General features: G+C 69.8%; 19 protein-coding genes and 1 pseudogene. 11 read left to right on the top strand and 9 right to left on the bottom strand.

The genetic code is table 11. The features are described 5' to 3' along the window. Window positions 1–194 precede the first annotated feature (194 nt). Window positions 195–395, top strand: coding sequence for a hypothetical protein (locus tag ACFQZ6_RS18055; RefSeq protein ID WP_381610258.1), 201 nt, complete (start codon window positions 195–197; stop codon window positions 393–395). A gap of 105 nt (window positions 396–500) precedes the next feature. Here ACFQZ6_RS18055 and ACFQZ6_RS18050 read toward each other — a convergent pair whose 3' ends face one another. Then, window positions 501–1,853: a tetratricopeptide repeat protein gene (locus ACFQZ6_RS18050; RefSeq protein WP_381610256.1), complete on the bottom strand. Its 1,353-nt coding sequence runs from the start codon at window positions 1,851–1,853 to the stop codon at window positions 501–503. A gap of 197 nt (window positions 1,854–2,050) precedes the next feature. On the opposite strand from ACFQZ6_RS18050, the gene ACFQZ6_RS18045 reads away from it, so the two are divergent. Continuing rightward, entirely contained in the window at window positions 2,051–2,626 is a 576-nt protein-coding gene (locus ACFQZ6_RS18045; protein WP_381610253.1) for an ATP-binding protein, read from the top strand. 1,031 nt (window positions 2,627–3,657) lie between these two features. Here ACFQZ6_RS18045 and ACFQZ6_RS18040 read toward each other — a convergent pair. Continuing rightward, window positions 3,658–4,437 (bottom strand): GntR family transcriptional regulator, encoded by a 780-nt coding sequence (locus tag ACFQZ6_RS18040; protein WP_381610250.1) that lies wholly within the window; start codon window positions 4,435–4,437, stop codon window positions 3,658–3,660. Between the two features lie 169 nt (window positions 4,438–4,606). Between ACFQZ6_RS18040 and ACFQZ6_RS18035 the strand changes: the two genes are divergently transcribed. The 4 genes from ACFQZ6_RS18035 (at window position 4,607) to ACFQZ6_RS18020 (ending at window position 8,105) form a co-directional block, all read left to right on the top strand. Further along, a complete protein-coding gene (locus ACFQZ6_RS18035; RefSeq protein WP_381610247.1) occupies window positions 4,607–4,954 on the top strand; it encodes an SCO3933 family regulatory protein in 348 nt (115 codons plus the stop codon). Further along, window positions 4,954–6,255: an FtsK/SpoIIIE domain-containing protein gene (locus ACFQZ6_RS18030; protein ID WP_381610243.1), complete on the top strand. Its 1,302-nt coding sequence runs from the start codon at window positions 4,954–4,956 to the stop codon at window positions 6,253–6,255. Before ACFQZ6_RS18035 ends, ACFQZ6_RS18030 begins: the two co-directional genes overlap by 1 nt. Next, window positions 6,252–6,449: a hypothetical protein gene (locus ACFQZ6_RS18025; RefSeq protein ID WP_381610240.1), complete on the top strand. Its 198-nt coding sequence runs from the start codon at window positions 6,252–6,254 to the stop codon at window positions 6,447–6,449. Before ACFQZ6_RS18030 ends, ACFQZ6_RS18025 begins: the two co-directional genes overlap by 4 nt. A 297-nt stretch (window positions 6,450–6,746) precedes the next feature. Continuing rightward, window positions 6,747–8,105 (top strand): replication initiator, encoded by a 1,359-nt coding sequence (locus ACFQZ6_RS18020; protein WP_381618410.1) that lies wholly within the window; start codon window positions 6,747–6,749, stop codon window positions 8,103–8,105. Window positions 8,106–8,243: 138 nt separating this feature from the next. Here the strand turns inward: ACFQZ6_RS18020 and ACFQZ6_RS18015 are convergent, their stop codons facing one another. The 4 genes and pseudogenes from ACFQZ6_RS18015 to ACFQZ6_RS18000 form a co-directional block, all read right to left on the bottom strand. Then, window positions 8,244–9,809, bottom strand: coding sequence for a recombinase family protein (locus ACFQZ6_RS18015; RefSeq protein WP_381610237.1), 1,566 nt, complete (start codon window positions 9,807–9,809; stop codon window positions 8,244–8,246). Between the two features lie 332 nt (window positions 9,810–10,141). Continuing rightward, window positions 10,142–10,998 (bottom strand): annotated as a pseudogene (locus ACFQZ6_RS18010) (hypothetical protein). 203 nt (window positions 10,999–11,201) lie between these two features. After that, on the bottom strand, window positions 11,202–12,302 hold the full coding sequence (locus ACFQZ6_RS18005) for a metallophosphoesterase family protein (RefSeq protein WP_381610234.1): 1,101 nt from the start codon (window positions 12,300–12,302) through the stop codon (window positions 11,202–11,204). Window positions 12,303–12,670: 368 nt separating this feature from the next. Next, a complete protein-coding gene (locus ACFQZ6_RS18000) occupies window positions 12,671–13,786 on the bottom strand; it encodes a LacI family DNA-binding transcriptional regulator (protein ID WP_360220968.1) in 1,116 nt (371 codons plus the stop codon). Between the two features lie 432 nt (window positions 13,787–14,218). Between ACFQZ6_RS18000 and hisC the strand changes: the two genes are divergently transcribed. The 5 genes from hisC (at window position 14,219) to ACFQZ6_RS17975 (ending at window position 22,836) form a co-directional block, all read left to right on the top strand. Next, window positions 14,219–15,298 carry a histidinol-phosphate transaminase gene (gene hisC / locus ACFQZ6_RS17995; protein ID WP_381610230.1) on the top strand — a complete coding sequence of 360 codons (1,080 nt, stop codon included), beginning with the start codon at window positions 14,219–14,221 and terminating at the stop codon, window positions 15,296–15,298. Window positions 15,299–15,591: 293 nt separating this feature from the next. Next, window positions 15,592–17,097: a cytochrome ubiquinol oxidase subunit I gene (locus ACFQZ6_RS17990; RefSeq protein ID WP_381610227.1), complete on the top strand. Its 1,506-nt coding sequence runs from the start codon at window positions 15,592–15,594 to the stop codon at window positions 17,095–17,097. A 20-nt stretch (window positions 17,098–17,117) separates the two neighbouring features. Beyond that, complete coding sequence (gene cydB, locus ACFQZ6_RS17985; protein WP_381610225.1) at window positions 17,118–18,146, top strand: cytochrome d ubiquinol oxidase subunit II; 1,029 nt, start codon at window positions 17,118–17,120, stop codon at window positions 18,144–18,146. A gap of 12 nt (window positions 18,147–18,158) precedes the next feature. Next, window positions 18,159–21,653, top strand: a complete 3,495-nt coding sequence (gene cydD, locus ACFQZ6_RS17980; protein ID WP_381610222.1) for a thiol reductant ABC exporter subunit CydD — start codon at window positions 18,159–18,161, stop codon at window positions 21,651–21,653. A gap of 133 nt (window positions 21,654–21,786) precedes the next feature. Continuing rightward, window positions 21,787–22,836, top strand: a complete 1,050-nt coding sequence (locus ACFQZ6_RS17975) for a M23 family metallopeptidase (RefSeq protein WP_381610219.1) — start codon at window positions 21,787–21,789, stop codon at window positions 22,834–22,836. Between the two features lie 202 nt (window positions 22,837–23,038). Here the strand turns inward: ACFQZ6_RS17975 and ACFQZ6_RS17970 are convergent, their stop codons facing one another. The 3 genes from ACFQZ6_RS17970 to ACFQZ6_RS17960 all read right to left on the bottom strand — a co-directional run bounded on the left by ACFQZ6_RS17970 (window position 23,039) and on the right by ACFQZ6_RS17960 (window position 25,423). Then, entirely contained in the window at window positions 23,039–23,926 is an 888-nt protein-coding gene (locus ACFQZ6_RS17970) for a Cof-type HAD-IIB family hydrolase (RefSeq protein WP_381610216.1), read from the bottom strand. Between the two features lie 83 nt (window positions 23,927–24,009). After that, a complete protein-coding gene (locus ACFQZ6_RS17965) occupies window positions 24,010–24,912 on the bottom strand; it encodes an LLM class flavin-dependent oxidoreductase (protein WP_381610213.1) in 903 nt (300 codons plus the stop codon). Between the two features lie 49 nt (window positions 24,913–24,961). Next, window positions 24,962–25,423, bottom strand: a complete 462-nt coding sequence (locus ACFQZ6_RS17960) for a hypothetical protein (RefSeq protein ID WP_381610209.1) — start codon at window positions 25,421–25,423, stop codon at window positions 24,962–24,964. Between the last annotated feature and the right edge of the window lie 30 nt (window positions 25,424–25,453).

The raw sequence follows: 25,453 nt of genomic DNA, 5'->3' as shown, positions 1-25,453 counted from the left end.
TCCGGTTTCGGCTACCAAGAGGGCAGGGCGGCGGGTAAGTTGCAAGTGGCTAGTGGAAGGTGCTACCGTGATTCGCGGTGGTGAGGTGTTATTTGCCAAGCTAACCAATGACATGACATGAGAAGGTGAGAGGTCCTTCCTTGGCATGTCATGGAATGCCCCTCCCTTCTTAACTGTGAAGGAGGGGTACTTTTATGTCTGGGTTTGATTCGGTGATCAGTGCGATTCTGCTTGCCATGCTGATTGCGTTGGTGTGCATGATGTTTGATCGCGAGAACGGACGTAATTGGCGTGAGACGGTACAGTCGTCCGCGCGCGCATTCCGCTACGGACTGGGTCTGTGGATCTCGTTTCTGATCATCTACGGTGGCGCCGAAACCATTGATCGTTTGTAGCGGCCAGCGGCTCTAAAAGGGATAGCCAGACGGCGGTTGCCTCCAATAGACAAAGCTAGGGCCCCGTTTCTGAGATGGCAAACGGGACCCTAGCTGTGGGCGTTTTCAAAATGGCAGCTCGGGCCGGGTGGTACCTCGTTTGATGGTCGTGATCTGATCGTGGAAGTCGCGGCTGGCGGATTCGCGCGGGTAGCGACTGCGCAGTTCTTTGTCTAGCTCGTCGGCGACTAAAAGGAGCGATGGTAGGGACTTACGGTCGGCTGCCAGGGCAGCTGTGCCCATTTCGATGGCCTCTTCAATGTCGCCGGTGCGGGCGGCGGCGACTCCGAGGGTGAGGCGGGCTTCTGCGGCGCGCATCGGGGAGATTTCGGTGCCGTCGGGGCCGGTGCTGATGGTGATGACGGAGCGGGCGTGGGTGGCTGCGCGTTCGTCGTCGCCGAGGAGACGGTAGGCGTCCATCTCGTAGAAGTCCCACTTGTCGGGATCGATGATGAAGTGGTGTTCGGGGTGGTCCGGGCGGGGCAGGCGGTCCAGGCGGGCGCGTCCGGCGTCGAGGGATTCGCGGACCAGGCGGGCGTCTCCCATGCGGGCGGCGGCTCGGGCCTTGTGGGCGTAGAGCTGTACACCGACGGAGTGCGTCTGGTCGGCGACGTGTCCGGCCTCGACGGCTTCGATCATGTCTTGCCATCGGCTCTGGGTGAGGGCGAACCAAGCCTCGATCTCCCATGCCCATGCCTTGATCTCGCCGTGTCCGGTCTCCTCGCCGATGCGGAGGGCGGCGGCCTTGCTCAGGTTTGCGGCCTCGCGCTGGCCACGGTCGTACTGGACGCAGGCGTTCAGCAGGAAGAGCCATCCCGCGTCGACCAGTAGTTCCCGGTGCTGGCGCAGCGTCGTGCGGCCTTCAAGTTGCTTGGTGACGTAGTGCAGGCCGTTGCGGGTGCGCTCGTGCAGGTAGTCGGCGTCCGCGTACGGGTATGCGCGGGCCAGTTGGTCGATGCCCTGCTCGATCGACTCCAGGGCGGCGCTGTTGATGCTGGACATCTCCGTGCGTCGTAGTACCTCGGCGACGTCCCACAGCCCTGCGCCTCCCTGCTGGATCAGAGCGCTTGGGTCATCGGTGTGGGAGGCGACGGAGGGTCGTTCCAGTTCCCATGGGCGTGGTGCGAGTCCCGCGAGGTGGCCTGGGATGCGTAGGCCGTCGACCACTTCGAGGATCTTGTGGAACTGGGTGATCCGGGGACGTACGCCCTTGCCGTCGGTCTCCGGTCGGGCCATCTTGCCGATGTGTTCGCGCTTGTAGCCGACGGCTTCAGCGATCTTGGCGAAGCTGATGTTGCCGTGGAGTTTGGCCAGTCGGAAGACTTCGCCGAAGTCGTGGTTCGCGATGGCTGACCGTACGTCTGCGCGTTCGAGTACGTGCGGCGGTAGTGCTGCTGGTGTGGGTGCAGCCTCGGTCATCTCACTTCCCCATTGTGATTGACCTGATGTTCTGGGTTCGCTCTGCTCCTGTGATCTTCATTTCACGGTCTGTCTCGCGAGTGTACCCATGAGGGGGGTCCCCAAGAGGGGGGAGCGACAGCCGTGGCAGGGGGTGCACTCTCACGTCATCCTGTCGGGAAGGGCCCGGCAGGCGTGACCTGAGACGGGACCGTGTCATGGACGCGAGGAGCAAGCGGCCGGATGAGCATGAACGGGTGGCTGACGAACTGAGCGCGTACGCGTACTGGCGCGCGGCTCCCGATCCATCCTCGGGCGGTCACTTCCTCACACTGACGCTGTTCGCGGACTCGCCCAAGACCGGCAGTATCGCGCGGGACATGACGGCTGTGTTCCTCCGCTCCGCGGGTGCGGAAAGTGTCGTGGACGATGCCCGGCTGATCGTGTCCGAGCTGGTGGGGAACGTCGTGAATCACGCCGTGCCGGAGCCGCGTCTAGCGCACCCCGGCGGTAACCGGCGTATCGATGTGACCTTCAAGATCTGGCCGCGGTGGCTCTTCATCGGGGTTACCGACGAAGACTCGACGCCTCCTCTTCTCCCCATGGGCGACACGCTGTCGCCGGAACTGGTGGGAGAGCTGACCGAAGCGGTCTTACCTGACAGCGGTCGGGGGCTGATGATCGCGCAGCGGCTGGCGACGTCGGTCTGGTGGACCCCAGAAGCTCAGGGCGGCAAGACCGTCTGGTGTCGCCTCGATTTCGACAGCCTTGCATGGGGCCTGCCCGCTTGGTGATCTCCGGCCGTCGCCAGTCTGATGCTCTGGCTCTGAGCGGCGGCACGGAAAGCGGCCGGAGGTGATCTCCGGTCCATGAGGCGTGGCCTCCTGGGCGGCCTGCCGAGTTCCCCACTCGGTCTCAGGGGGCCACGCTTCACAACCGAAAACCCGAAACCGGGCCACCCCCTCAGCCCTAGGAAAGCGTGAGGGTGGCCCGGCAGGGGACGCGGCGGTCCCCGGTGCCTGATGGTACCGGGGCCGTCGCGCTGCGCTGCATCGCTTTCGGCTGCCCGGTAAGCAAGTTGACGATCCGTTACCTGCGACTGGGTTGAGGTGGACAGGGTGACTGGCACGGGCGGGAACTGGCCCGAGGGCGGCTCGGAGGCGTTCGCGGGTGCTGACTCGGGGCTGTGGGTTCGCGGAGTCGACTATGTGGCGGGCTGGCGAGAGGCTCATGAGGCTGCCGACCGTCTCAACCGGGCATTGCACGGGGTGGGCTTCGAGTTGTCGGAGCTGCGGGCAGTGGCCTCAACAGACGAGTCTGGGGGCGGGGTGGTGCGACTGGCGGGCTTGCCGGGCGCCGCAGACCGTTTGGCCATGGTCCTCGCGAATCTCGCGGGTGGCGACGGCGGTGCGTCGTGAGGTGTCGCGCGGCTGGTGAGCGGTGCACCTGGGCACGTCGGCGGCTGGAGAGACTTTGGGCTGGAGCTGCCATGGGGCGAGTGAACAGGGGGCCTTACGCTCGCCAGCGGATCGGGCAGTCTGTGGAGCTGCCCGCAATAGCCCGATCGGCCCCCTGTTCTTCGAGGCTCGCCCCATGGTGGCTGCCTAAAGTCTCGGAGGCCGCCGACCCCCGGCCCACCACACCCCTGCCTACGTCGGCCGGTCGACGCTTCGACTCCTCGGGCGTACTGCGGGGTGGGGCGCCCGGCGTCCGGACGGGACCGGCGGCCACGCCGCACGCCCGGCCGGGGCGGCCGGGTGGCCCGGCGCGCCGCAGGCGCGCCCTTGAGGAAGTGAAGACTGTTTCGACCGATGCCGGTTCGGCTTCAGGTGCGGGTGCGGCGTGCGGGCTGTTTGTCGGCGGTGATTCGGTAGGCGAGTTCGGCTCGGTCGGCGCCGATGCGCAGTTCTTCGAGGATCAGCGGGTGGTCGTCGGTGCCGTGCGCGACGCGGGCGACGTGCAGGACGGGGGTCGCGTCCGGCAGGTGCAGTGTGGTGCGTTCGTCGGGCAGTGGCATACGGGCGCTGACGGTTTCCGACCACCACAGCTTGTGGCCGTCGGTGGTGAGCAGGCGGTAGATCGCTGCCGGGCGCTTGCAGGGCTCCTCGGCGAGCAGGGGCACGGCTTCGGCGACCTCGAAGGGGATCAGTGTGCGGTGCATCGCGCGGGTGCCGGTCGCAGTGTGGATCAAGAGTCGGTCGCAGCCGAAGAGGGCTTCTTCTTTGCCCAGTGCGAGCAGTCGGCTGGTGGCCTTGGTGGTGTGGGTGCGGTAGGTGCTCGGTTCCTCGGCTTCCTCCCAGACCTCGCCACCCGGCATGGTGAACCGGCCATCGGCTGTGCGGTCGATGCGGCGTTCCATGGTGAGGGCGGGGTGTCCGGTGGAGCGGACGAAGCTGCCTTTGCCGTGGCGGACGTCGATAAGTCCTTCGGCGCGCAGGGCGGCGACGGCGTTGCGGACGGTGGGGCGGGATACGCCGTAGCGGGCCATGAGCTGGGCTTCGGACGGAAGCAGGGAGTCGGGCGGGAAGTCGCCGTTCAGGATGGCTTCGCGGATCGCGGCGGCGACCTGCTGATAGAGGGCTCCGGGGCGCTGGATCTCCGACATGGGCGGCTTCTCCGGTGAGGTCGTCGTAGGCACGTCGCACGCGTGTCATCACTCGTCAGCATAAGTAGTTGCGCTCTCGCCGTACAGCACTCCATAGTCGTAACTCGTAAGGACAAGTGACGTCAGCATCTTGATTGACGTCGTCGACTGGCCAGGGAGGCCAACACTCATGCAGTCCATTCCCGTGGACACGGCACGCCTGGGCGTACTGCGGTGCGCCAACGTGCCGGAAGTGAAGTTCAGCAACTCCGAGACACAGGAGGTGAAGAAGGACCGCGACGGCAATCCTGTCTACACCGTGGCCGTCACCGTGCGGCCCGACGGACGCCGTATCTCCGTGATCGAAATCGCGGTGAGCGGTGAGCCGAAGGGCCTGGAAGCGGGCCAGATCGTGAAGGTGATCGGGCTGACGGCGTTCGTATGGTCGATGGGCGACCGTAGCGGCGTCAGCTTCCGCGCCGACACCATCACCCCCGCGCACGGACCGGCAGCACACGGCAAGGGCGGTGACGCCTGATGGGACCGATGCTGCTCGCCTTCGCCCTGGCGGTGCTGGCCTGGATGCTGGTGCTCGGTGACCTGGCACGCCGCCACCGTCCGGCCTGGCACTGGTACCTCACCGGGTACCCGCTCACCGCGTGCCGGGTCGTGTTCACCTGGCGCAAGGTCGCCCTCCTCAACGACCTCGCCGTGTCCCGGCGCCCGCCCCGCGGGCTGCTCGGGGACCTGATGGTCAAGGGCGATCCGCTGCGGCCGGTGGCCCCCAGGGTCTCCTTCCCCCGCGCCACCCGCATGGGCCTGACCGTGACCGTGCGGCTGCACGCAGGCCAGACCCCGGCCACCTACATGGCAGCGGCCGATGCGCTCATGCACGCCTGGAAGGTGCACGCAGTGCGGGTCACCTCGCCCGAACGCGGGCTCGTCCTGCTCACCGCGACGGCCACCGACCCCCTGGAGCGGCCCGGCTTAGCCACCGCCCCCGCCGAATTACTGTCCGCGCTCATTGGCGCGCTGGAGAGCGGCGGGGCGTGGGTGATGAACCTGCGTCTGGTCCCGCACTGGCTCATCGCCGGGGCCACCCGCTCGGGCAAGTCCACCCTGCTGGCCCGGCTCATCACCCAGCTCGCCCCGCAACCGGTCGCCCTGGTCGGCATCGACTGCAAGGGCGGCATGGAACTCGGCCTGTTCGCCGGACGGCTGTCCGCGCTGGCCACCTGCCGACGCGAAGCGGTTGCGATCCTGTCCGCGCTCGTCGTCGACATGCAGGACCGGATGAGCGCTTGCCGGGCGGCCGGGGTCCGCTCCATCTGGGAGCTACCCGACACCCTGCGGCCGGTGCCGGTCGTCGTCATCGTCGACGAGATCGCGGAACTGTACCTGTCCGACGGCACCCGCGAGAGCAAGGCGGAAGCCGACCAGTGCTCCACCCTCCTGCTACGCCTCGCGCAGCTCGGGGCCGCGCTCGGCGTGCACTTGGTCGTCGCCGGACAACGGGTCGGCTCCGACCTCGGGCCCGGCGTCACCGCCCTGCGCGCCCAGCTCGGCGGCCGAATCTGCCACCGCGTCAACGACCCCGGCACCGCCGAAATGACCCTCGGCGACCTCAACAAGGACGCCGTGGCCGTCGCTCAGGCGATCACGGCTGAGGAACGGGGTGTGGCCGTGTGCACCGGGCGGGACGGCGGCTGGAGCCGCGCCCGCTCCCACCTCACACCGACCGAGGAAGCCGTAGCAACGGCACGCAAGCACGCGGCAATGACTCCGGACCTGCCCGCCCTCGGCCGTGGGCTGGCCGCGCTGGAAGGAGACGACAAGTGATCAGCGAAGGAACAGCGCTCACGTTCGCAGTGATCTTCGGGATCATCACCGTCCTCCTCGTCCGTTCCCGCGACGTACGCGCCTGGGAAGCGGTCTGCGTCGGCCTCTTCGGCGTCTACCTCGGCCAGACCCCCGTGATCCACACCATCCACGGACTCGTCACCTGGACCATCACCGGCTTCTCCCACACCTGAGCAGAAAGGACACACGGCCATGCCCATGCCACGCGTGCGCTGCCCCCACTGCAAAGGCGACGGAGCCCGCAAGACCTGGACCGGACGCAAGCGGCGCTGCCGCGTCTGCCGGGGCACCGGAACCATCCGCTGAACCCACCCCACCCACACCCACCAACTGGAGGAGATCCCCATGACCCACACCACCCCACCCGCCACCATCCAGGCCGCTACGGCGGCCCACCCCGAAAGGGCACCACCATCACCCCGCAGCACACCGAGGCTGACAGGCGCGCCACCCTCGACCGCGCGGCGCGCCTGCGTCAGCTCCCCGAAACCGACCGCGACGCCATCCGCCTCGCCCAAGACCCCCAGTTCCCGCGCTGGCTGGAACAGGTCACTGCCACCGGGGGCTGCGCTCACCCCGTCCACCTATCCGGCTCGACCACCACCCTGGACGGCACAACCGGCGAGATCCTCCACCACTACGACACCCGCACCGAACCCGGCGAACGCCTCCTCGTCCGTTGCCGCAACCGCCGCGCCACCATCTGCCCGGCCTGCTCACGCCTCCACGCCGGGGACACCTACCACCTCGTCCGCGCTGGCCTCCTCGGCGGCAAGAACATCCCCGCCACAGTCCGCCACCGCCCCCGGCTCTTCGTCACCCTCACCGCACCCTCCTTCGGGCCCGTCCACCGCACCGGGGAACGCTGCCGACCGCGCCGCGACGGCGGCCGGTGTGAGCATGGTCGGCCCCTCGGCTGCGGGGCACTCCATGCACCGGATGCGGCCTCCGTCGGACAGCCTCTATGCGCCGACTGCTACGACTACGCGGGCCATGTGCTGTGGCACGCACACGCCTCCAAGCTGTGGGACCGCTTCGCCATCGACGTACGGCGACGCCTGGCCTCCTCGCTCGGCCTCGTACAGTCCCGCTTCGCCCAGCACGCCCGGCTGTCCTTCGCACGCGTCGCCGAATACCAAAAGCGCGCAGCCGTCCACGTACACGCCATCATCCGCCTCGACGGACCAGACGGACCCGACACCGCACCTCTCGCCTGGGCCACCGCAGACCACCTCACCGGGGCCGTACGCACCGCCGCCGGACGGGTTATGGTCCGCACCCCCTACAGTCCAGCCGTGGGCGAACTCACCCTCACCTGGGGCGCCCAGCTCGACATCCGGCCCCTGCACTCCGACGGCGACGGACCAGATGACGACGCCGTAGCCGCCTACGTCGCCAAGTACGTCACCAAAGGGGCCAGCGACACCGGCTCAGGTACCGACCACCCAGTCACCACCCGGCACGACATCGACACCGCCCCCGTCAGCACCCACGTCCGCACCCTCATACGAACCTGCTGGCGCCTCGGCGGCCTCCCCGAATACGCACCCCTCCGCCTCCGAGCCTGGGCCCACACCCTCGGCTACCGCGGCCACATCCTCACCAAATCCCGCGCCTACTCCACCACCTACGCCGCACTCCGCGCCGAACGCGCACGCCACCTCGCCCACGCAGACACCCCCGACACGATCACCGAACGGCACTGGCGCTACGTCGGCTCCGGCCACACCCCCGGCGCAGCCCTCATCGCCGCAGGCATCGCCGAAGACCTCGCTCGGAACCGTGAAGCCGCCCGGGAAGATCTGCCGACCGGTGGTGATGCGGACTGAGCACCCCCACGAGGAAGACAGACGCCACACAGTCTGAAGAGGCCACGCTTCGTGCATGGATCGACCGCCAGATACGCCAATCTCCCCCACTCTCCGACGGTCAGCTCCGGAGCCTGGGGGAGATCCTGGGACTTCAGCTCATTCGGAAGTCCGCCACACGGGCTTGAGTAGGTCGGGGTCGAACGTCTTGTTGCCTTTGCCACCCGGCACGGCGATCACAGCGCTCAACACCTTCTTGATCGCCTCGCGCTTCTGCGTGAGGGTCTTCGACCCCCACGACTTCCTGACATCTTCCTGCGCTTCCTCGGCTTCCGCCCTTAGCGCTTCATGTGCCCGCTGATCGGCGCGCAGTTCCTTGATGCGTCGTTCGAGGACAGGAAGGTTGCGGAAGAACGCCTCATCGTCGATGTCCGTGTCTGCGTCATCGTGCCAACGCCGTTCGAGTTCGCGGCGACTTTGGAGGGCCCGCTCCAGGGCCTCGGCCTTGTCCCAGTCCGGTACCGCCTGGGCCTTGGTCGCGGCATCGCGCTCCAGCTTCGCGATCACCAGTTCCTCGATGGCCTTGTCTGTCTTGTCGCCGCGCTTGTACGTCTTGTTGCAGCCACCGTCCACGGTCTTCTTGCACATGTAGGCGTGCTGGTACTTCAGCCAGTCGTTTGCTTTGAGCCCGATCATCTTGTTGTTGCAGACCGTGCCGTCCTCCAACACGTGGCCGCAGCGCAGGATGCCTGTCAGCAGGTACTTGTGGACGAGACCGCCGCGCGGAGTTCCCGTCCCGCCACCCCGCTCCCTGATCTTGGACGTAACGGCGAACCACTCCTTCGGAGTGATGATCGGGTCCCACTCGCCAGTGATCGGCTGGTCATCGCCATCCCGGACAAGCTCACCCTTGATCTCGCGGTACCCACAGAGCCTCGCGTTCATCAGGACCTGCTTGACCGTCTGGTACTGGAAAGCGTTCCCACGGCTCGTCAGGAACTCGGCTTCCTTCCACCGTCTGGTGATCTCCGAGATAGAGGCCCCCGCGATCACGTCGTGCACGGCCTCCCGGATTGCGTCGGCCTCCTTCGTCCGCAACGTGACCTTGTCGTCCTCCCACCCGAAGGGACGCCACGCGGACACTGACTGCCCGCGGATCGCGCGACTGCGGTGGCTGTTGCGGCTCCTGCGCTGCTTCTTCCTCGTCTCGCTGAGGGACATGGCGACCCCTACAAGTCCCTTGATCTCAAACCCTTCGGCGTAGAGATCCTGCATCCCGTTCGAGTCGTGGTACACGCGCCCTTCATGTGAGGCGAACGCCTTCAGGTACCGCTCCCAGTCGCTCGGGCGTCGGTACAGACGGTCGTCGTTCACCGCCATGACGCCGTGGATCGGGTACCCCTCCGGCGTCGCTCCTGCCGAAAGATCGGCAATCAGCTGCTCGAAGTCGTCCCGTACGACGCTCTCCTTGCTCGCGCTCTTGTCGTTGTCCGTGTAGCGGTAGACCACCAGCCACCCGAACCTGCGGGCGGCATCCGTCATGTCGCGGTGCTGGTCCTCGATGCCGTGGGCGTCCTTCACCCGGCCGTCGAACGAGATCCGGGCGTAGCAGACGACGCACTTCAAGTTGGGATCGGCGGCCAGCATCGCGCGAACTTCCTCGACGGACGGCAGTCCCTCGGGTACGCCTCGCAGCTTGCTGACCAGCTCTTCGCGCTTGCCCACGGTGTTCCCCCTCGGTCCAAGTCGGGCTGCTGGAACGACCGTAGCGCATGTGAGGGTTCTATTAATGCTCTACTCGATGAAGATCTCCCAGGACATCCGCCGTGAGCACGGCGGGACACAGCGGGAGATCGAGCTGGGCATGGCCGAGAAGTCGAAGGAGTTCGCGGCCAGCGGGAACAGGGTGTACCTGCCCATCGCGGACTGACGCCAGCGCGGCGTTGCCGGTCAGCCCTGGCGTGGCTGGCGCCCCCTGGGTATCCGTGGTGGCTTGCGCTCCCCTCGGTGGGGGGCGCAAGCCGTGGGCTACTCCGGTGGGTGGTGCGGACCGTGGGCTACTCCGGTTTGTGGTCCGGGCCGCCGAAGTCCGGGCTGGTGTAGTCCGGGCTGGAGAAGCTGGGGCGGGCGCCCCGGCCGTCGCTGGGGCTGCTGAATCCGGGCCGGTCGTAGCCGAGGTGGGGCATCCGACCGGCCGGCCTGACGGGGTGGTGCGACGCACCATCGCGTCGGGTGCGGTGAGGGCCTCCCGCAGGAAGGGGATGATGCCGCGTTCGAGCAGGGCCTCGTGCCAGGCTTCCCTGGCCAGGGTGACCTCCTCGCTCAGTTCGGCGTACGGTCCGGCCTCCAGGGCGGGCCTGTTGTGCAGGGCCGTGATCAGCAGCCCCACGGCGGCGACCAGGATCGCGACCGCGGCCACGGCGCCGAACACCCAGCCGGTGGTGATCATGGACTGGGCGATCTCCAGGTCGGGGTTGAGTACCTTCAGGACGTACCCGACGAGCAGGAAGATCGCCGCGGCGGTTCCGGCGAGGACGGGAGCCAGGACCGCTATGACGGCCACGGCCCCCGCTCCGGCCGTCTCGGCGACCTCTCCCATGGTGGCGGCGAGCCCTATCGCTCCGTGGTCCGGCTCGGCCGAGCCGGATTCGCGTACGGACGACGGGGCGGACGACGCCGGTTGGCGCAGTTCCTCGCGGACCTTGACGTAGTGCTGGTATTCGGTTGCCGCCGCCGCCGTGATGAGGGCGGAGGCGCCCAGTGCCATGGTGCGCAGTTGTTCGGGATTGAGCCGCTGTCCCACAGCGGCCAGTTCCGGGCGGTGTGGTGCGGAGCGCAGCGCCTCATCGAGGATCCGCTCGTAGTCCTGGCGGTCCTCACTCAGCAGGTGCTGCGGAACGCTGTTCATGTGCATCCCCCGATGCTCCGTAGGGCTTGGGGCTCGCACGCTGACGAGCCGTCGGGCAGAAACGGAGGGGAGCCTGCTACGGATACGCCGATGGTAGAGCGGTGATGGTGCGCGGTGACAGGGGGTTTGCAGAAATTGGGCCCCCGGCTGCCTCGGCCCGCGCGCTCAGCGATCATCCTCCGTGGGGAGGGCGCCTACCCGTTGAAAGGTCAGTCATCCAGTGGAAGTTGCTGGACCAGCAGCTTTCCGGCCATGGTCACCCCGCCGTCCATGGCGATGGCGAGGCCGTCGGCGTAGACGTGCGGTCCCGCGACCACCGGGCCGCCGCTGTCCTCGCCCTCCTCGGAGCCGACCTCGCCCAGCAGATAGGGAATGGGGCTGTGGCCGTGAACGATCCGGGTGCCGCCGTACGTATCGAGCAGGGAGCGCACGGCGTCGGCGCCGCCCTCGTCGCGGAAGGAGAACCGCTTGGTGAACTTGCGGAAGAGGTCCCAGACCTCGTCCGCGTCGTTGCGGGTGAGGGTCTCGCGGACGGTGTCGTTGACGTCCTCGATGGAGCGGCCGTAGTCGAGATAGGCGGTGGTGTCGGAGTGGACGAGCAGGTGGCCGTCGACCTCCTCGACGGCGTCGAGGCGGGCCATCCACTGGAGGTGGTGGTCCTGGAGGCGGTCCATGTCGGTCTTCTGACCGCCGTTGAGCAGCCAGGCGGCCTGGAAGGTGGCGGTACCGGCACCGGAGTTGACGGGAGTGTCGCCGAAGCGCTTGGCGCCGATGAGGAGGAGTTCGTGGTTGCCCATCAGGGCCTTGCAGTAGCCGCCCGCCGCGGCGGCCTCGGCGGACAGCCGCATCACGAGGTCGATGACGCCGATGCCGTCCGGGCCGCGGTCGGTGAAGTCGCCGAGGAACCACAGCCGGGCGGTGCCCGCGCACCACTGTCCGGCGGCGTCGATCAGGCCCTTCTCGCGCAGGGCGGCCAGCAGCTCGTCGAGATAGCCGTGCACGTCACCGACGACGTACAGCGGGCCGGGCCCGGTGCCGGTGCCGGGCTGTGCGGTCGGGGCGGGGGCGGGATCGACGGTCACCTGAAGCGTGTCACCCCGGTTGATGACGGGCAGGTCGCGCTGGGTGGGGGTGTACTCGTCGGGGTAGTTCACCGGCTCGGTGGCGGGCCCGGTGGCGCTCTCACCGGCGCCGGGCGGATACGGGCCGGTCTGGTGGACGTACGCGGGCACCCGGAAGTCGCGCAGCGTCGCCGTCCGCTCCACCTCGGGTCCCTGACCGGCCCCCTGAGTCATCGACCCCTCCACCATCGCGCCGCAGTCGCACCGCTTCGGACTGCCTGGTCGCAGCGGCCCGCGGTGTCGTGGGCCCATCATAGGAATGCGGATCGTGCCATGTGATGACCCAGGGGTAGTGAATCGGAGCAGGACTCCGGTTCATCGCGGCTTTCGCCCCGATTGGCCGGGACTTCGACCGGGCGGGTAGCCGGTCGTGAGCCACCCGGAGGAGGGAGGGGCGTCAGGGGGTCGGGGTGACGCACGGTGTGGACGTGACGCTCGTGTCCCCACCCGACCGGTCCCTCGGCGGCTCCGGTCGCTGTGCTGCCCCACTCCGTCGGATTCCCTGACGCCCCCCGTTCCCCCGCCCCCGTTCCCCCGCGTCCCATGCCGCCTCCCCCCTACTCCCCCTCCTCGGGCGACCGCGGCGGGCTGACCGTCGTACGGGACGGTCGGCGTTGGGACGACGTGCGGACGATCAGTTCCGTCGGTATCACCTGCTCCACCGGGTGGTCCGACTCCAGGCCCTCGATGGCGTCGATGAGGAGCTGCACCACGGCCGTGCCGATGCGGCGGGGCTTCAGGGAGAGCGTGGTGATGGGCGGCTCGGTGTTGGCGTAGACGGTGGACTCGCTGCAGCAGACCAGAAGCAGGTCGTCCGGTACGCGCAGGCCGTAGCGTCGCGCGGCGGCGAGCAGATCGGTGCCGTTGGGGTCGAAGAGGCCGTAGACGGCGTCGGGCCGGTCCGGGCGGGCGAGCAGCCGGTCGGCGGCGACGGCGCCCGCGCACGGGTCGTGGGCGGGATACGCCTCGTACACCGGGTCCTGGCCGACGCGCTCGCACCAGCGCAGGTAGGCCGTGGTGGACAGGTGGGTGTAGGTGTCGGTGGTGGTGCCGGTCAGCAGGCCGATCCGGCGGGCGCCCGCGTCGGCCAGGTGGTCGAGGATGCCGAGTACGGCGGCCTCGTGGTCGTTGTCGACCCAGGCGGTGACCGGGAGCGCCCCGGCCGGGCGGCCGTCGGAGACGACGGGTAAACCCTGCCGGACCAGTTCGCTGACGACCGGGTCCTGGTCGGAGGGGTCGATCACGACCGTGCCGTCCAGGGCGACGTTCGACCAGACGTCGTGGCGTGAGGTCGCGGGGAGGATGACGAGGGCGTAGCCGCGGGCGAGCGCGGCGGAGGTGGCGGCGCGGGCCATCTCGGCGAAGTACGCGAACTCGGTGAAGGTGAAAGGTTCATCCCCGTAGGTCGTCACGGTCAGGCCGATCAGACCGGATTTCCCGGTACGGAGTGTGCGGGCGGCGGCCGAGGGGCGGTACCCCAGTCGGTCCGCCACCTCGCGGACGTGGCGGCGGGTGGCGTCCGGGAGCCTGCCCTTGCCGTTGAGGGCATCGGAGACGGTTGTGATGGAGACTCCGGCGGCGGCGGCGACGTCCCTGATGCCTGCCCGACCCGGCCGACTGCCTCGACGTGAGGTTTCCGCGCGGCTCACCTGGTGCTTCCCTGCTGCTGTCATGGCGAGCCGATAGTAGGGCTCATGAGGTGGGGTAGTGCGGACGCATATGCACCCGTTGACAGGCACGTTTCTGCATGGTCATCTCCTGTCAATTCCCTGGGAAAGCGAGGGATTTGGGCCGTCGCGCAACAGGAGGTGACTTGTCGGCGCGCACCCGCCTGCCAAGCGGTCGATGTTTCGAAGAGGTCTCAACTCACCTTCACGAGGGATGCGCGCTACGGCGTGAGCCACCGGCGCGTAGATATATGTAGGGCGCGCCCCCCGGTTCGTACGCCTTCATGTCGCTTCATACGGACCTCGCCCCCGAAGGGCCCCGTGGGTCGGGAGAGGCCGCTTCCCACCTGTTCGCAGCGAGGCCGAATCCTCATAAGGTGAGGAGTATTGGAAGCCGGTGGTGGCGAGGCGCCGCCGGTGGTCGCGAGGAGGACTGCGGTGAGCGAGACGAGCCCCAAGCTGCGCGCCGAGCTGGAGGGGATCCCCACCTACAAGCCGGGCAAGCCCGCCGCTGCCGGTGGCCCGGTGGCGTACAAGCTGTCCTCCAACGAGAACCCCTACCCGCCGCTGCCCGGTGTGATGGAGAGCGTGACGGCGGCTGCGGCCTCCTTCAACCGCTACCCGGACATGGCCTGTACGGCGCTGATGAACGAGCTGTCCGAGCGGTTCGCGGTGCCCGTCTCGCACGTCTCCACCGGCACCGGTTCGGTCGGTGTCGCGCAGCAGTTGATCCAGGCGACGGCGGGCCCCGGCGACGAGGTGATCTACGCCTGGCGGTCCTTCGAGGCGTACCCGATCATCACGCAGATCAGCGGTGCCACCTCGGTGCGGGTGCCGCTGACGCCGGGCGATGTGCACGACCTGGACGCGATGGCGGACGCGATCACCGACCGCACCCGGCTGATTTTCGTCTGCAACCCGAACAACCCCACCGGCACGGTCGTCCGCCGGGCTGAGCTGGAGCGTTTCCTGGACCGGGTGCCCGGTGACGTGCTGGTCGTGCTGGACGAGGCGTACCGCGAGTTCATCCGCGACCCCGAGGTGCCGGACGGTGTCGAGCTGTACCGGGAGCGACCCAACGTCTGTGTGCTGCGGACGTTCTCCAAGGCGTATGGCCTGGCCGGGCTGCGGGTCGGCTTCGCGATCGCCCATGAGCCGGTGGCGGCGGCGCTGCGCAAGACGGCGGTGCCGTTCGGGGTGAGCCAACTGGCGCAGGACGCGGCGATCGCCTCGCTGCGGGCCGAGGACGAGCTGCTCGGCCGGGTCGGCTCACTGGTGTGCGAGCGCAACCGGGTGGTCGAGGGGCTGCGCGCGCAGGGCTGGACCGTGCCGGAGACGCAGGCCAACTTCGTGTGGCTGCGGCTGGGGGAGCGCACGGTGGAGTTCGCGGCGGCGTGTGAGCAGGCGGGCGTGGTCGTGCGGCCGTTCCCGGGCGAGGGTGTGCGGGTGACGGTCGGGGAGGCCGAGGGGAACGACATCTTCCTGAAGGCGGCGGAAGGGTTCCGCAAGGAGCTGTGAGGTCCCCCACGGGGGATCTTCTCCGGGTAGCGGGCTCGCGCGATGGCGTCTACGTCATTCCGCGGGCCCTTTCTCGTGCCTGGGCCGTGTCATGGGCCGGACAGTCCACACCCCGCCGGGACCGTCGGGTCGGCTTGGGTACCCCCCCGCCTCTCCAGCGTCGAACAGTCATGCGTCATAATTGCTTGTGAATGTGAACGCGTTCACAAGCGTGTCCCGATTGCCCCCACGATGTGCGTGACAAACGGGGCAAGTCGCCGCGGTGTCCACGGCGAGGTAAGGAGACTGACGACGTGGAATTGGCATTGGCGCCGGAGACACTGGCGCGTTGGCAGTTCGGCATCACCACCGTCTACCACTTCCTGTTCGTTCCGCTGACGATCTCCCTCGCCGCCCTCACGGCCGGACTGGAGACCGCCTGGGTGCGCACGGGCAAGGAGAAGTACCTCCAGGCGACCAAGTTCTGGGGAAAGCTCTTCCTGATCAATATCGCGATGGGTGTCGTCACCGGCATCGTGCAGGAGTTCCAGTTCGGCATGAACTGGTCCGACTACTCGCGCTTCGTCGGTGATGTCTTCGGCGCTCCCCTCGCCTTCGAGGCGCTGCTCGCCTTCTTCTTCGAGTCGACCTTCATCGGTCTGTGGATCTTCGGCTGGGACAAGCTGCCCAAGAAGATCCACGCGGCCTGCATGTGGATGGTCTCCATCGGCACCGTGCTGTCGGCGTACTTCATCCTGGCGGCGAACTCCTGGATGCAGCACCCCGTCGGCTTCCGGTTCAACGAGGAGAAGGGCCGCGCGGAACTCACCGACTTCTGGCTGGTCCTGACCCAGAACACCGCCATCGCCCAGGTCTGGCACACCCTCTCGGCGGCCTTCCTCACCGGCGGCGCCTTCATGGTGGGCATCGCCGCCTTCCACCTGCTGCGCAAGAAGCACATACCGGTGATGCGGACCTCGCTCCGGCTCGGCCTGGTCACCCTGACCCTCGGCGGCCTGCTCACCGCGGTCAGCGGCGACCACCTGGGCAAGATCATGTACGAGCAGCAGCCGATGAAGATGGCCGCCGCCGAGGCGCTGTGGGACGGCGAGGGCCCGGCGCCCTTCTCGGTCTTCGCCTACGGCGACGTCGACAAGGGCCACAACAAGGTCGCCCTGGAGATACCCGGCCTGCTGTCCTTCCTGGCGCACAACGACTTCGACACCTATGTGCCCGGCATCAACGACACCAACGAGGCCCTCCAGAAGCAGTTCGGCCCCGGCGACTACAAGCCCATCGTCCCCGTCGCCTACTGGGGCTTCCGCTGGATGATCGGCTTCGGCATGGCGTCGCTGGCCCTCGGGATGCTGGGGCTCTGGCTCACCAGGAAGAAGTTCCTGCTGCCAGCCGCCCTGCGGACCGGGGACGACGAGGTGCCGCACCTGGTCCTGCTGAAGAAGCCCCTCGGCTCCCGGCTCACCCGGCTCTACTGGTTGCTGGCCCTGTGGACCATGGCCTTCCCGCTGATCGCCAACTCCTGGGGCTGGATCTTCACCGAGATGGGCCGTCAGCCCTGGGTCGTCTACGGACTGTTCCAGACCCGCGACGCGGTCTCCCCCGGTGTCTCCCAGGGCGAGGTCCTCACCTCGATGATCGTCTTCACGGCGCTCTACGCGATCCTCGCCGTGATCGAGGTCAAGCTGCTGGCGAAGTACGTCAAGGTCGGGCCGCCCGAGCTGACGGAGGCCGACCTCAACCCGCCCACGAAGATCGGCGGCGACCTCCGTGACGCCGACAAGCCGATGGCCTTCTCGTACTAGGCCGAGGGAGCTGCACAGTCATGGAACTGCACGACGTCTGGTTCGTCCTGATCGCCGTCCTGTGGATCGGCTACTTCTTCCTGGAGGGCTTCGACTTCGGAGTCGGCGTCCTCACCCGGCTGCTCGCCCGTGACCGGGCCGAGAAGCGGGTACTGATCAACACCATCGGCCCCGTCTGGGACGGCAACGAGGTCTGGCTGCTCACCGCCGGTGGCGCCACCTTCGCCGCCTTCCCCGAGTGGTACGCCACCCTCTTCTCCGGCTTCTACCTGCCGCTGCTGATCATCCTGGTCTGTCTGATCGTCCGGGGCGTCGCCTTCGAGTACCGGGTCAAGCGACCCGAGGAGAACTGGCAGCGCAACTGGGAGACCGCGATCTTCTGGACCTCGCTCATCCCCGCGTTCCTGTGGGGCGTCGCCTTCGGCAACATCGTGCGCGGGGTGAAGATCGACCGGGAGCTGGAGTACGTCGGTGACTTCTGGGACCTGCTCAACCCCTACGCCCTGCTCGGCGGCCTGGTCACGCTGGCGCTGTTCACCTTCCACGGGACCGTGTTCGTCGGCCTCAAGACCGTCGGGGACATCCGGGAGCGGGCCCGCACCCTGGCCCTCCAGGTCGGCCTGGTGACCGCCGTCCTGGCGCTGGTCTTCCTGGGCTGGACCCAGCTCGACAACGGCGACGCGGCCTCGCTGGCGGCGCTGGTCGTGGCCGTGGCGGCGCTGGTGGCCGCGCTGGCGGCGACCCGGGCCGGGCGTGAGGGCTGGGCGTTCACCCTCTCCGGGCTGACCATCGTGGCCGCCGTGGCGATGCTCTTCCTCACGCTCTTCCCGAACGTGATGCCGTCCTCGCTCAACGCGGACTGGAGCCTCACCGTCACCAACGCCTCATCGAGCCCGTACACCCTGAAGATCATGACCTGGTGCGCGGGCATCGCCACCCCGGTGGTGCTGCTCTACCAGTCGTGGACCTACTGGGTGTTCCGCAAGCGGATCGGCACCCAGCACATCGCACCCGAAACACAGCACATCGCATCCGAAGTCGCCCACTGAGGTGTGTTTCACGTGAAACCAATCGATCCGCGTCTGCTGCGCCACGCCCGTGCCACCCGGCGGTTCCTCATCGCCGTGGTCGGCCTGGGCGGGGTGGGAGCGGTGTTGGTCATCGCGCAGGCGATGCTCATCGCCGAGACGGTGGTCGGCGCGTTCCAGCACGGAAGGTCCGTCGCCGAACTCCGTACTCCCCTGCTGCTCCTGGTCGCCGTCGCCGGTGGCCGGGCGCTGGTGGCCTGGCTCACCGAACTCGCCGCGCACCGCGCGAGCGCGGCGGTCAAGTCCGAGCTGCGGGGACGGCTGCTGGAGCGGGCCGTGCGGCTGGGGCCGAGCTGGCTGAGCGGGCAGCGGACCGGATCGCTGGTGGCCCTCGCCACCCGGGGCGTCGACGCCCTCGACGACTACTTCTCGCGCTATCTGCCGCAGTTGGGACTCGTGGTCGTGGTGCCCGTGGCGGTGCTGGCGCGGATCGTGACCGAGGACTGGGTGTCCGCCGCGATCATCGTGGTCACCCTGCCGCTGATCCCCGTCTTCATGATGCTGATCGGCTGGGCCACCCAGTCCCGGATGGACCGGCAGTGGCAGTTGCTGTCCCGGCTGTCCGGGCACTTCCTGGACGTCGTGGCGGGGCTGCCGACGCTGAAGGTGTTCGGCCGGGCCAAGGCCCAGGCCGAGTCGATCAAGCGCATCACCGGTGAGTACCGGCAGGCGACGATGCGCACCCTGCGGATCGCCTTCCTGTCGTCCTTCGCCCTGGAACTCCTCGCCACCCTCTCCGTCGCCCTGGTCGCCGTGACCATCGGAATGCGGCTCGTCCACGGCGACATGGACCTCTACGTCGGCCTGGTCGTGCTCATCCTGGCACCGGAGGCGTATCTGCCGCTGCGGCAGGTGGGCGCGCAGTACCACGCGGCGGCGGAGGGACTGGCCGCCGCCGAGGAGATCTTCACGGTGCTGGAGACCCCGGTGCCGGAATCGGGCCACCGCCCGGTCCCGGACGGGGAGATCGCCTTCGAGCACCTGACCGTCCGCTACCCCGACCGCGCCGCCGACGCGGTCTCCGAGGTGTCGTTCACCGTGGCACCCGGCGAGACGGTGGCCCTCGTCGGCCCCAGCGGCGCGGGCAAGTCGACCCTGCTGCACGCCCTGCTGGGCTTCGTGCCGCCCACCGGTGGACGGGTGCGCGTCGGCGGCGCCGACCTCGCGGACCTCGATCTGGAGCAGTGGCGGTCCCGGGTGGCCTGGGTGCCGCAGCGCCCGCACCTCTACGCCCAGACGATCGCCGAGAACGTACGGCTGGCCCGACCCGACGCGGACGACGACGCCGTACGCCAGGCCCTCGCGGACGCCGGGGCGCTGGAGTTCGTGGACGCGCTGCCGCGGGGCACGGACACCCTGCTCGGTGAGGACGGCGCCGGACTCTCCGCCGGGCAGCGGCAGCGGCTGGCGCTGGCCCGCGCGTTCCTCGCGGACCGGCCCGTGCTGCTGCTCGACGAGCCGACGGCCGCGCTGGACGGGGCGACCGAGGCGGAGGTCGTGGCGGCGGTACGGCGGCTCGCGGCCGGACGGACCGTCCTGCTGGTCGTGCACCGGCCCGCGCTCCTGGAGGTCGCGGACCGGGTGGTCCGGCTGACGGAGACCACGGCGCTCGACACGTCGGCTCCCGCCACCCGGGAGACGGCACCGAAAGCCCACCGCCCCATAGAGACGGCACCGACCGGCGACCCCGCCGAGGGCGCCACGGAGCCCCGGCCCACCGGCGGCGTGCTCGCTCGGGTGCGCGCCATGTCCCGCGCCCGGCACGGGCGGCTCGCCCTCGCGCTGCTGCTCGGCAGCCTCGCGCTGGGCAGCGCCGTAGGACTGATGGCGACCTCCGGCTACCTCATCTCGCGGGCCTCGCAGCAGCCGCCCGTGCTGTACCTGATGATGGCCGTGACCGCGACCCGCGCCTTCGGCATCGGGCGGGCCGTGTTCCGGTACACCGAGCGGCTGGTGTCGCACGACGCCGTGCTGCGGATGCTCGCCGACACCCGGGTGGCCGTCTACCGGCGGCTTGAGCGGCTGGCGCCCGCCGGACTGCGCCGGACCCGCCGCGGCGACCTGCTCTCCCGGCTCGTCGCGGACGTGGACGCGCTTCAGGACTACTGGCTGCGCTGGCTGCTGCCCGCCGGTGCCGCCGCGCTGGTGTCGGCGGCGTCCGTGGGGTTCACGGCGTGGCTGCTGCCGGAGGCCGGTGCGGTGTTGGCGGTGGGGCTGTTGGCGGCCGGTGCCGGGGTCCCGCTGCTCACCGGTGCGGTGGCGCGGCGCGCCGAGCGCCGGTTGGCGCCCGCCCGCGGGGCGCTGGCGACCCGGGTGACCGACCTGCTCACCGGCACCGCCGAGCTGACCGTCGCCGGGGCGCTGCCCGCCCGTACCGCCGAGCTGCGGCAGGCCGACGGCAGGCTGACCCGGATCACGTCCCGCACGGCGACGGCCACCGCGCTCGGTGACGGGCTCACCGCGCTGGTCTGCGGACTGACCGTGGCCGCCGCCGCGCTGGTCGGCGCGCAGGCGGTCGCGGACGGGCGGCTGGGCGGCGTCGCCATGGCCGTCGTGGTCCTCACCCCGCTGGCCGCCTTCGAGGCCGTCCTCGGGATGCCGCTCGCGGCCCAGTTCCGGCAGCGGGTGCGCAAGAGCGCAGAGCGTGTGTACGAGGTGCTGGACGCGCCCGAGCCGGTACGGGAACCGGAACAGCCCCGGCAGGCGCCGCTGTCGCCGTTCCCACTCGTCGTGCGGGACCTGACCGCCCGGCACGCCGGGCAGGACCGGGACGCGCTCGCCGCGGCCGGACTGCGGCTGGAGGAGGGGCGCCGGGTCGCGGTGGTCGGGCCGTCCGGGTCCGGCAAGTCGACGCTGGCGCAGGTGCTGCTGCGGTTCCTGGACGCCCGCGCGGGGTCGTACACGCTGGGCGGGGTGGACGCGTACGCCCTCGACGGTGACGACGTACGGCGGCTGGTCGGGCTGTGCGCGCAGGACGCGCACCTCTTCGACAGTTCGGTGCGGGAGAACCTGCTGCTGGCGCGGAAGGACGCGACCGAGGCGCAGGTGCGTGACGCGCTGGCGCGGGCGCGGCTGCTGGAGTGGGCCGACGGACTGCCGGACGGACTGGACACGCTCGTCGGTGAGCACGGGGCACGGCTGTCCGGGGGGCAGCGGCAGCGGTTGGCGCTGGCGCGGGCGCTGCTGGCCGACTTCCCCGTCCTCGTCCTCGACGAGCCCGCGGAACACCTCGACCTGCCGACCGCCGACGCGCTGACGGCGGATCTGCTGGCGGCGACCGAGGGGCGCACGACGCTGCTCATCACCCACCGGCTGGCCGGGCTTGAGGCCGTGGACGAGGTGATCGTGCTGGACGGGGGGCGGGTCGTGCAGCGCGGCCGGTACACGGAGCTGGCCGCCGTCGAGGGCCCGCTGCGGGAGATGGCGGCGCGGGAGGCGGAGGCCGAGCTGCTGGTGGGCGTGGGGTAGCGCCGCGGGGCCCTGTCGTCGTCAACTCGGTGCTGGCGTCCGGTCGTACGACTCGGCCATCCGTGCCCGACTGTCCCCCGGGCGTACGACGTGAACAGGACTCGGGGCGGTCCACGGGGCCACGATCGCTGATATGCGCTCACCTCGCCGTCGCCCGCCGCTCGTTCCGGTGCTGCTGTGCGCGCTCGTCGTGTTCGTGTCCCGGCCCTCGGGTGCCTTCGGCGGCGACGGCATCACCGGCTCCGGGATCAGCGCCGAGGTGGCGCGGCTGTACGAGGACGCGGCGCTGGCGACCCAGCAGTACGAGGCGGGGCGGCGTGACGCCGAGGCGCAGCGGGAGCGGGCCCGGCACCTTGAGGGGCTGCTGGACGGTCGGCGGCGGGACATCGCGGCCCTGCACGAGGACCTGGGCCGGATCGCCCGCGCCCAGTACCGCACGGGCGGTGGGCTGCCCGTCGCGGCGCGGATGCTCCTGTCGGACAGTCCCGAGGAGCTGATGCGCGGTCAGCGCGTCGTGCGGCAGGCCGACCTCGCCGTGCACCGCGAGATCGACCGGAGCCGTCGCGCGGAGGCACGGCTCGCCACCGACGAGGCGCGGGCCAGGGCGGAGTGGGAGCGGCTGGAGCGGCGCAGCGCCGAACTCGCCGCGCTGAAGGACTCCATCCAGCGGAAGCTGGAGGAGGCCCGTGGGCGGTTGCAGGGGCAGGCAGACGTCTCGGCCGCGGCGGGCGCCTGTCGGGGCGCCGTCCGACTCGACCAGCCGGAGACGGGGTTCACGGGTGCGTGGGTCGCGCCGGTGGAGACGTACGAGTTGTCCGCCGGGTTCGGCAGCGGCGGGGCGCGCTGGGCGCACCGGCACACGGGGCAGGACTTCGCGGTGCCGATCGGCACGCCGGTGCGGGCGGTCGGCGACGGCAGGGTGGCGAAGGTGGCGTGCGGGGGCGCCTTCGGGATGCAGATCGTCGTCCAGCACCCCGGCGGCTACTACACGCAGTACGCCCATCTCGCCTCGGCCGCCGTCGACCCGGGGGAGCGGGTGCGCACGGGGCAGTGGATCGGCCAGTCCGGCTCGACCGGCAACTCCACCGGCCCCCACCTGCACTTCGAGGTACGGGTCACCCCGGAACTTGGCTCGGGCGTGGACCCGGTGGCGTGGCTGGCGGCACGGGGAGTACGGCTGTAGCGGCTGGGCGGTCTGAGCGCGCCCTCCGCGAGGCCGGGCGGTCTGATTGCGCACCCTCCGCGAGACCAGGCGGGCCGATTGCGCGCCCCCGCATGACCAGGCGGGCCGATCGCGCACCCCCGCGCGGCTGGGCGAGCCCATCGCGCCCCCCGCGGCAGGCGTGCCGTTCCCGCTACCCCGCGCGGCCACGCCGCCGACGCCGCTACGCCCGTTGCGCCAGCAGTCGTTCGATCACCACGGCCACGCCGTCGTCGTTGTTGGCGACCGTACGGCCGGACGCCGCCGCGATCACGTCCGGGTGGGCGTTGCCCATCGCGTAGGACTGCCCGGCCCAGGTGAGCATCTCGACGTCGTTCGGCATGTCACCGAAGGCGACGACCTCCTCGTGCGAGATGCCGCGCTCGGCGCAGCACAGGGCGAGGGTGCTGGCCTTGGAGACCTCGGGCCCGCTGATCTCCAGCAGGGCGCTGGGGCTGGACCGGGTGACGTTGGCGCGGTCGCCGATGGCGAGCCGGGCGAGGGTGAGGAAGGCGTCGGGGTCCAGCTCGGCGTGGAAGGCGAGGATCTTCAGCACCGGCTCGTCGGCGTGGGCGGCGTCCGGCGCCAGCAACCGCTCGGCCGGTTCCAGGGTGTCCGGGACCTCCAGGTGCATCTTGGGATAGTCCGGCTCCTGGTGGAAGCCGTACGTCTGCTCGACCGCGAACACCGTGCCCGGCGCCGCCTGCCGCAGCAGTTGTACGGCCTCCAGCGCGTTCTCCCGGGCCAGCTCGCGCACCTTCACGAACCGGTGGGCGCCGGGGCCGCCGTGCAGGTCGACCACGGCGGCGCCGTTGCCGCAGATGGCGAGGCCGTGGCCGTGGACGTGGTCGCTGACGACGTCCATCCAGCGGGCCGGGCGGCCGGTGACGAAGAAGACCTCGATGCCCGCCTCCTCCGCGGCGGCCAGCGCGGCGACCGTCCGTGGGGACACCGAGTGGTCGTCGCGGAGCAGGGTGCCGTCGAGGTCGGTCGCGATCAGCCGTGGCGGTACGGCGGATGCCTGGGCTTCGGGCTGTCGAGTCGCTGAGGTCACCCCGCCATTGTCCCGCATATGCCCGCACGCCCGTGCGGGAGTCCGCACATCTGAGGGGGCGCACGGGCGTTCCCTGTGGGAGCGGAGGGGGACCGCGCCGCTCAGCGCAGTTGCGCCGGAGCCTCCAGCGCGATCCGCTCGAAGACCTTCTCGTCGGCGGCGAAGTCGGAGTCGGGGATCGGCCAGTGGATCACCAGCTCGGTGAAGCCCAGCTCCTGGTGGCGCCCGGCGAAGTCCACGAACGCGTCGAGGGACGTCAGCGGGCGGCCACGGTCCGGGGTGAACCCGGTGAGCAGCACCTTCTCCAGCTCGGCCACGTCCCGGCCGACGGTGGCGCAGGCGTCGGCCAGCTTCTCGGCCTGGCCGCGCAGCGCCTGGACCGACTGCTCCGGGGTGCCGTTCTCGTACAGCGCGGGGTCACCCGTGGTCACCCACCCCTGCCCGTGCCGGGCGACCAGTTTCAGCCCGCGCGGTCCGGTGGCGGCCACCGCGAAGGGCAGCCGGGGGCGCTGCACACAGCCCGGGATGTTCCGTGCCTCGTGCGCCGAGTAGTGCTTGCCCTCGTACGACACCGCGTCCTCGGTCAGCAGCCGGTCGAGTAGCGGCACGAACTCGGCGAACCGGTCGGCCCGCTCACGCGGTGTCCAGGGCTCCTGGCCCAGCGCGGTGGCGTCGAAGCCGGTGCCGCCCGCGCCGATGCCGAGGGTGACCCGGCCGCCGGAGATGTCGTCGAGGGAGATCAGCTCCTTGGCGAGGGTCACCGGGTGCCGGAAGTTCGGTGAGGTCACCAGGGTGCCCAGTCGCAGCCGCTCGGTGATGGACGCGGCGGCGGTCAGCGTCGGTATGGCGCCGAACCAGGGGCCGTCCCGGAAGCTCCGCCAGGACAGGTGGTCGTAGGTGTAGGCGGTGTGGAAGCCGAGCTGCTCGGCCCGTGTCCAGGCGGAACGGCCGCCTTCGTGCCAGCGGCGGTACGGGAGGATCACGGTGCTCAGTCGCAGACTCATGCGTCGAGCGTATGCGTCCCCGGTGTTTCACGTGAAACACCCGGTGTGGTCATCGCACGCGGCTGCTCAGCCACGGGCTCAGGCTGATCATCGGCATGTACTCCTTGTGCGTGCGGTCGCCGGGCAGCGGCACGATCAGGAAGTAGCCGGGTGGGAATCGTCGTCCCTTGACGAAGGCGAGGTCGTCGAAGACGGAGCGAAGGAAGGCGGGCACCTCATCGCGCGGGATGTCGGGACACTCGACGCCCTCCACGGTGATCAGCGCGTCGTCATCGGGATAGAGCCGCACGCTCAGCCGGGGCAGCCCGCCGAACTCGACGAACGCCTCGTGCGGCAGCGAACCGTCCGGGTCGGCGATGACGCCGATGCCCGCGGCGCTGCGGCGGGAGGTCTGGTCCGCGCCGATGTCATGGCTGACCTCGATCTCACGGCCGTACTCCGTGGCGAGGGCCCGCAGGACGGTGACGGCGGCCTCGGTGGTGGGCAGATGCTGGTCCATACCTCTGATCATGGACCGCACGCCCCCGGTCTGTCAGTGGCT

Source organism: Streptomyces flavalbus (genome assembly GCF_042674625.1).
Classification (GTDB): Bacteria; Actinomycetota; Actinomycetes; order Streptomycetales; family Streptomycetaceae; genus Streptomyces; species Streptomyces flavalbus.
The sequence above is the reverse complement of the archived record's forward strand: the minus strand, read 5'-3'. Positions and strand labels throughout refer to the sequence as shown.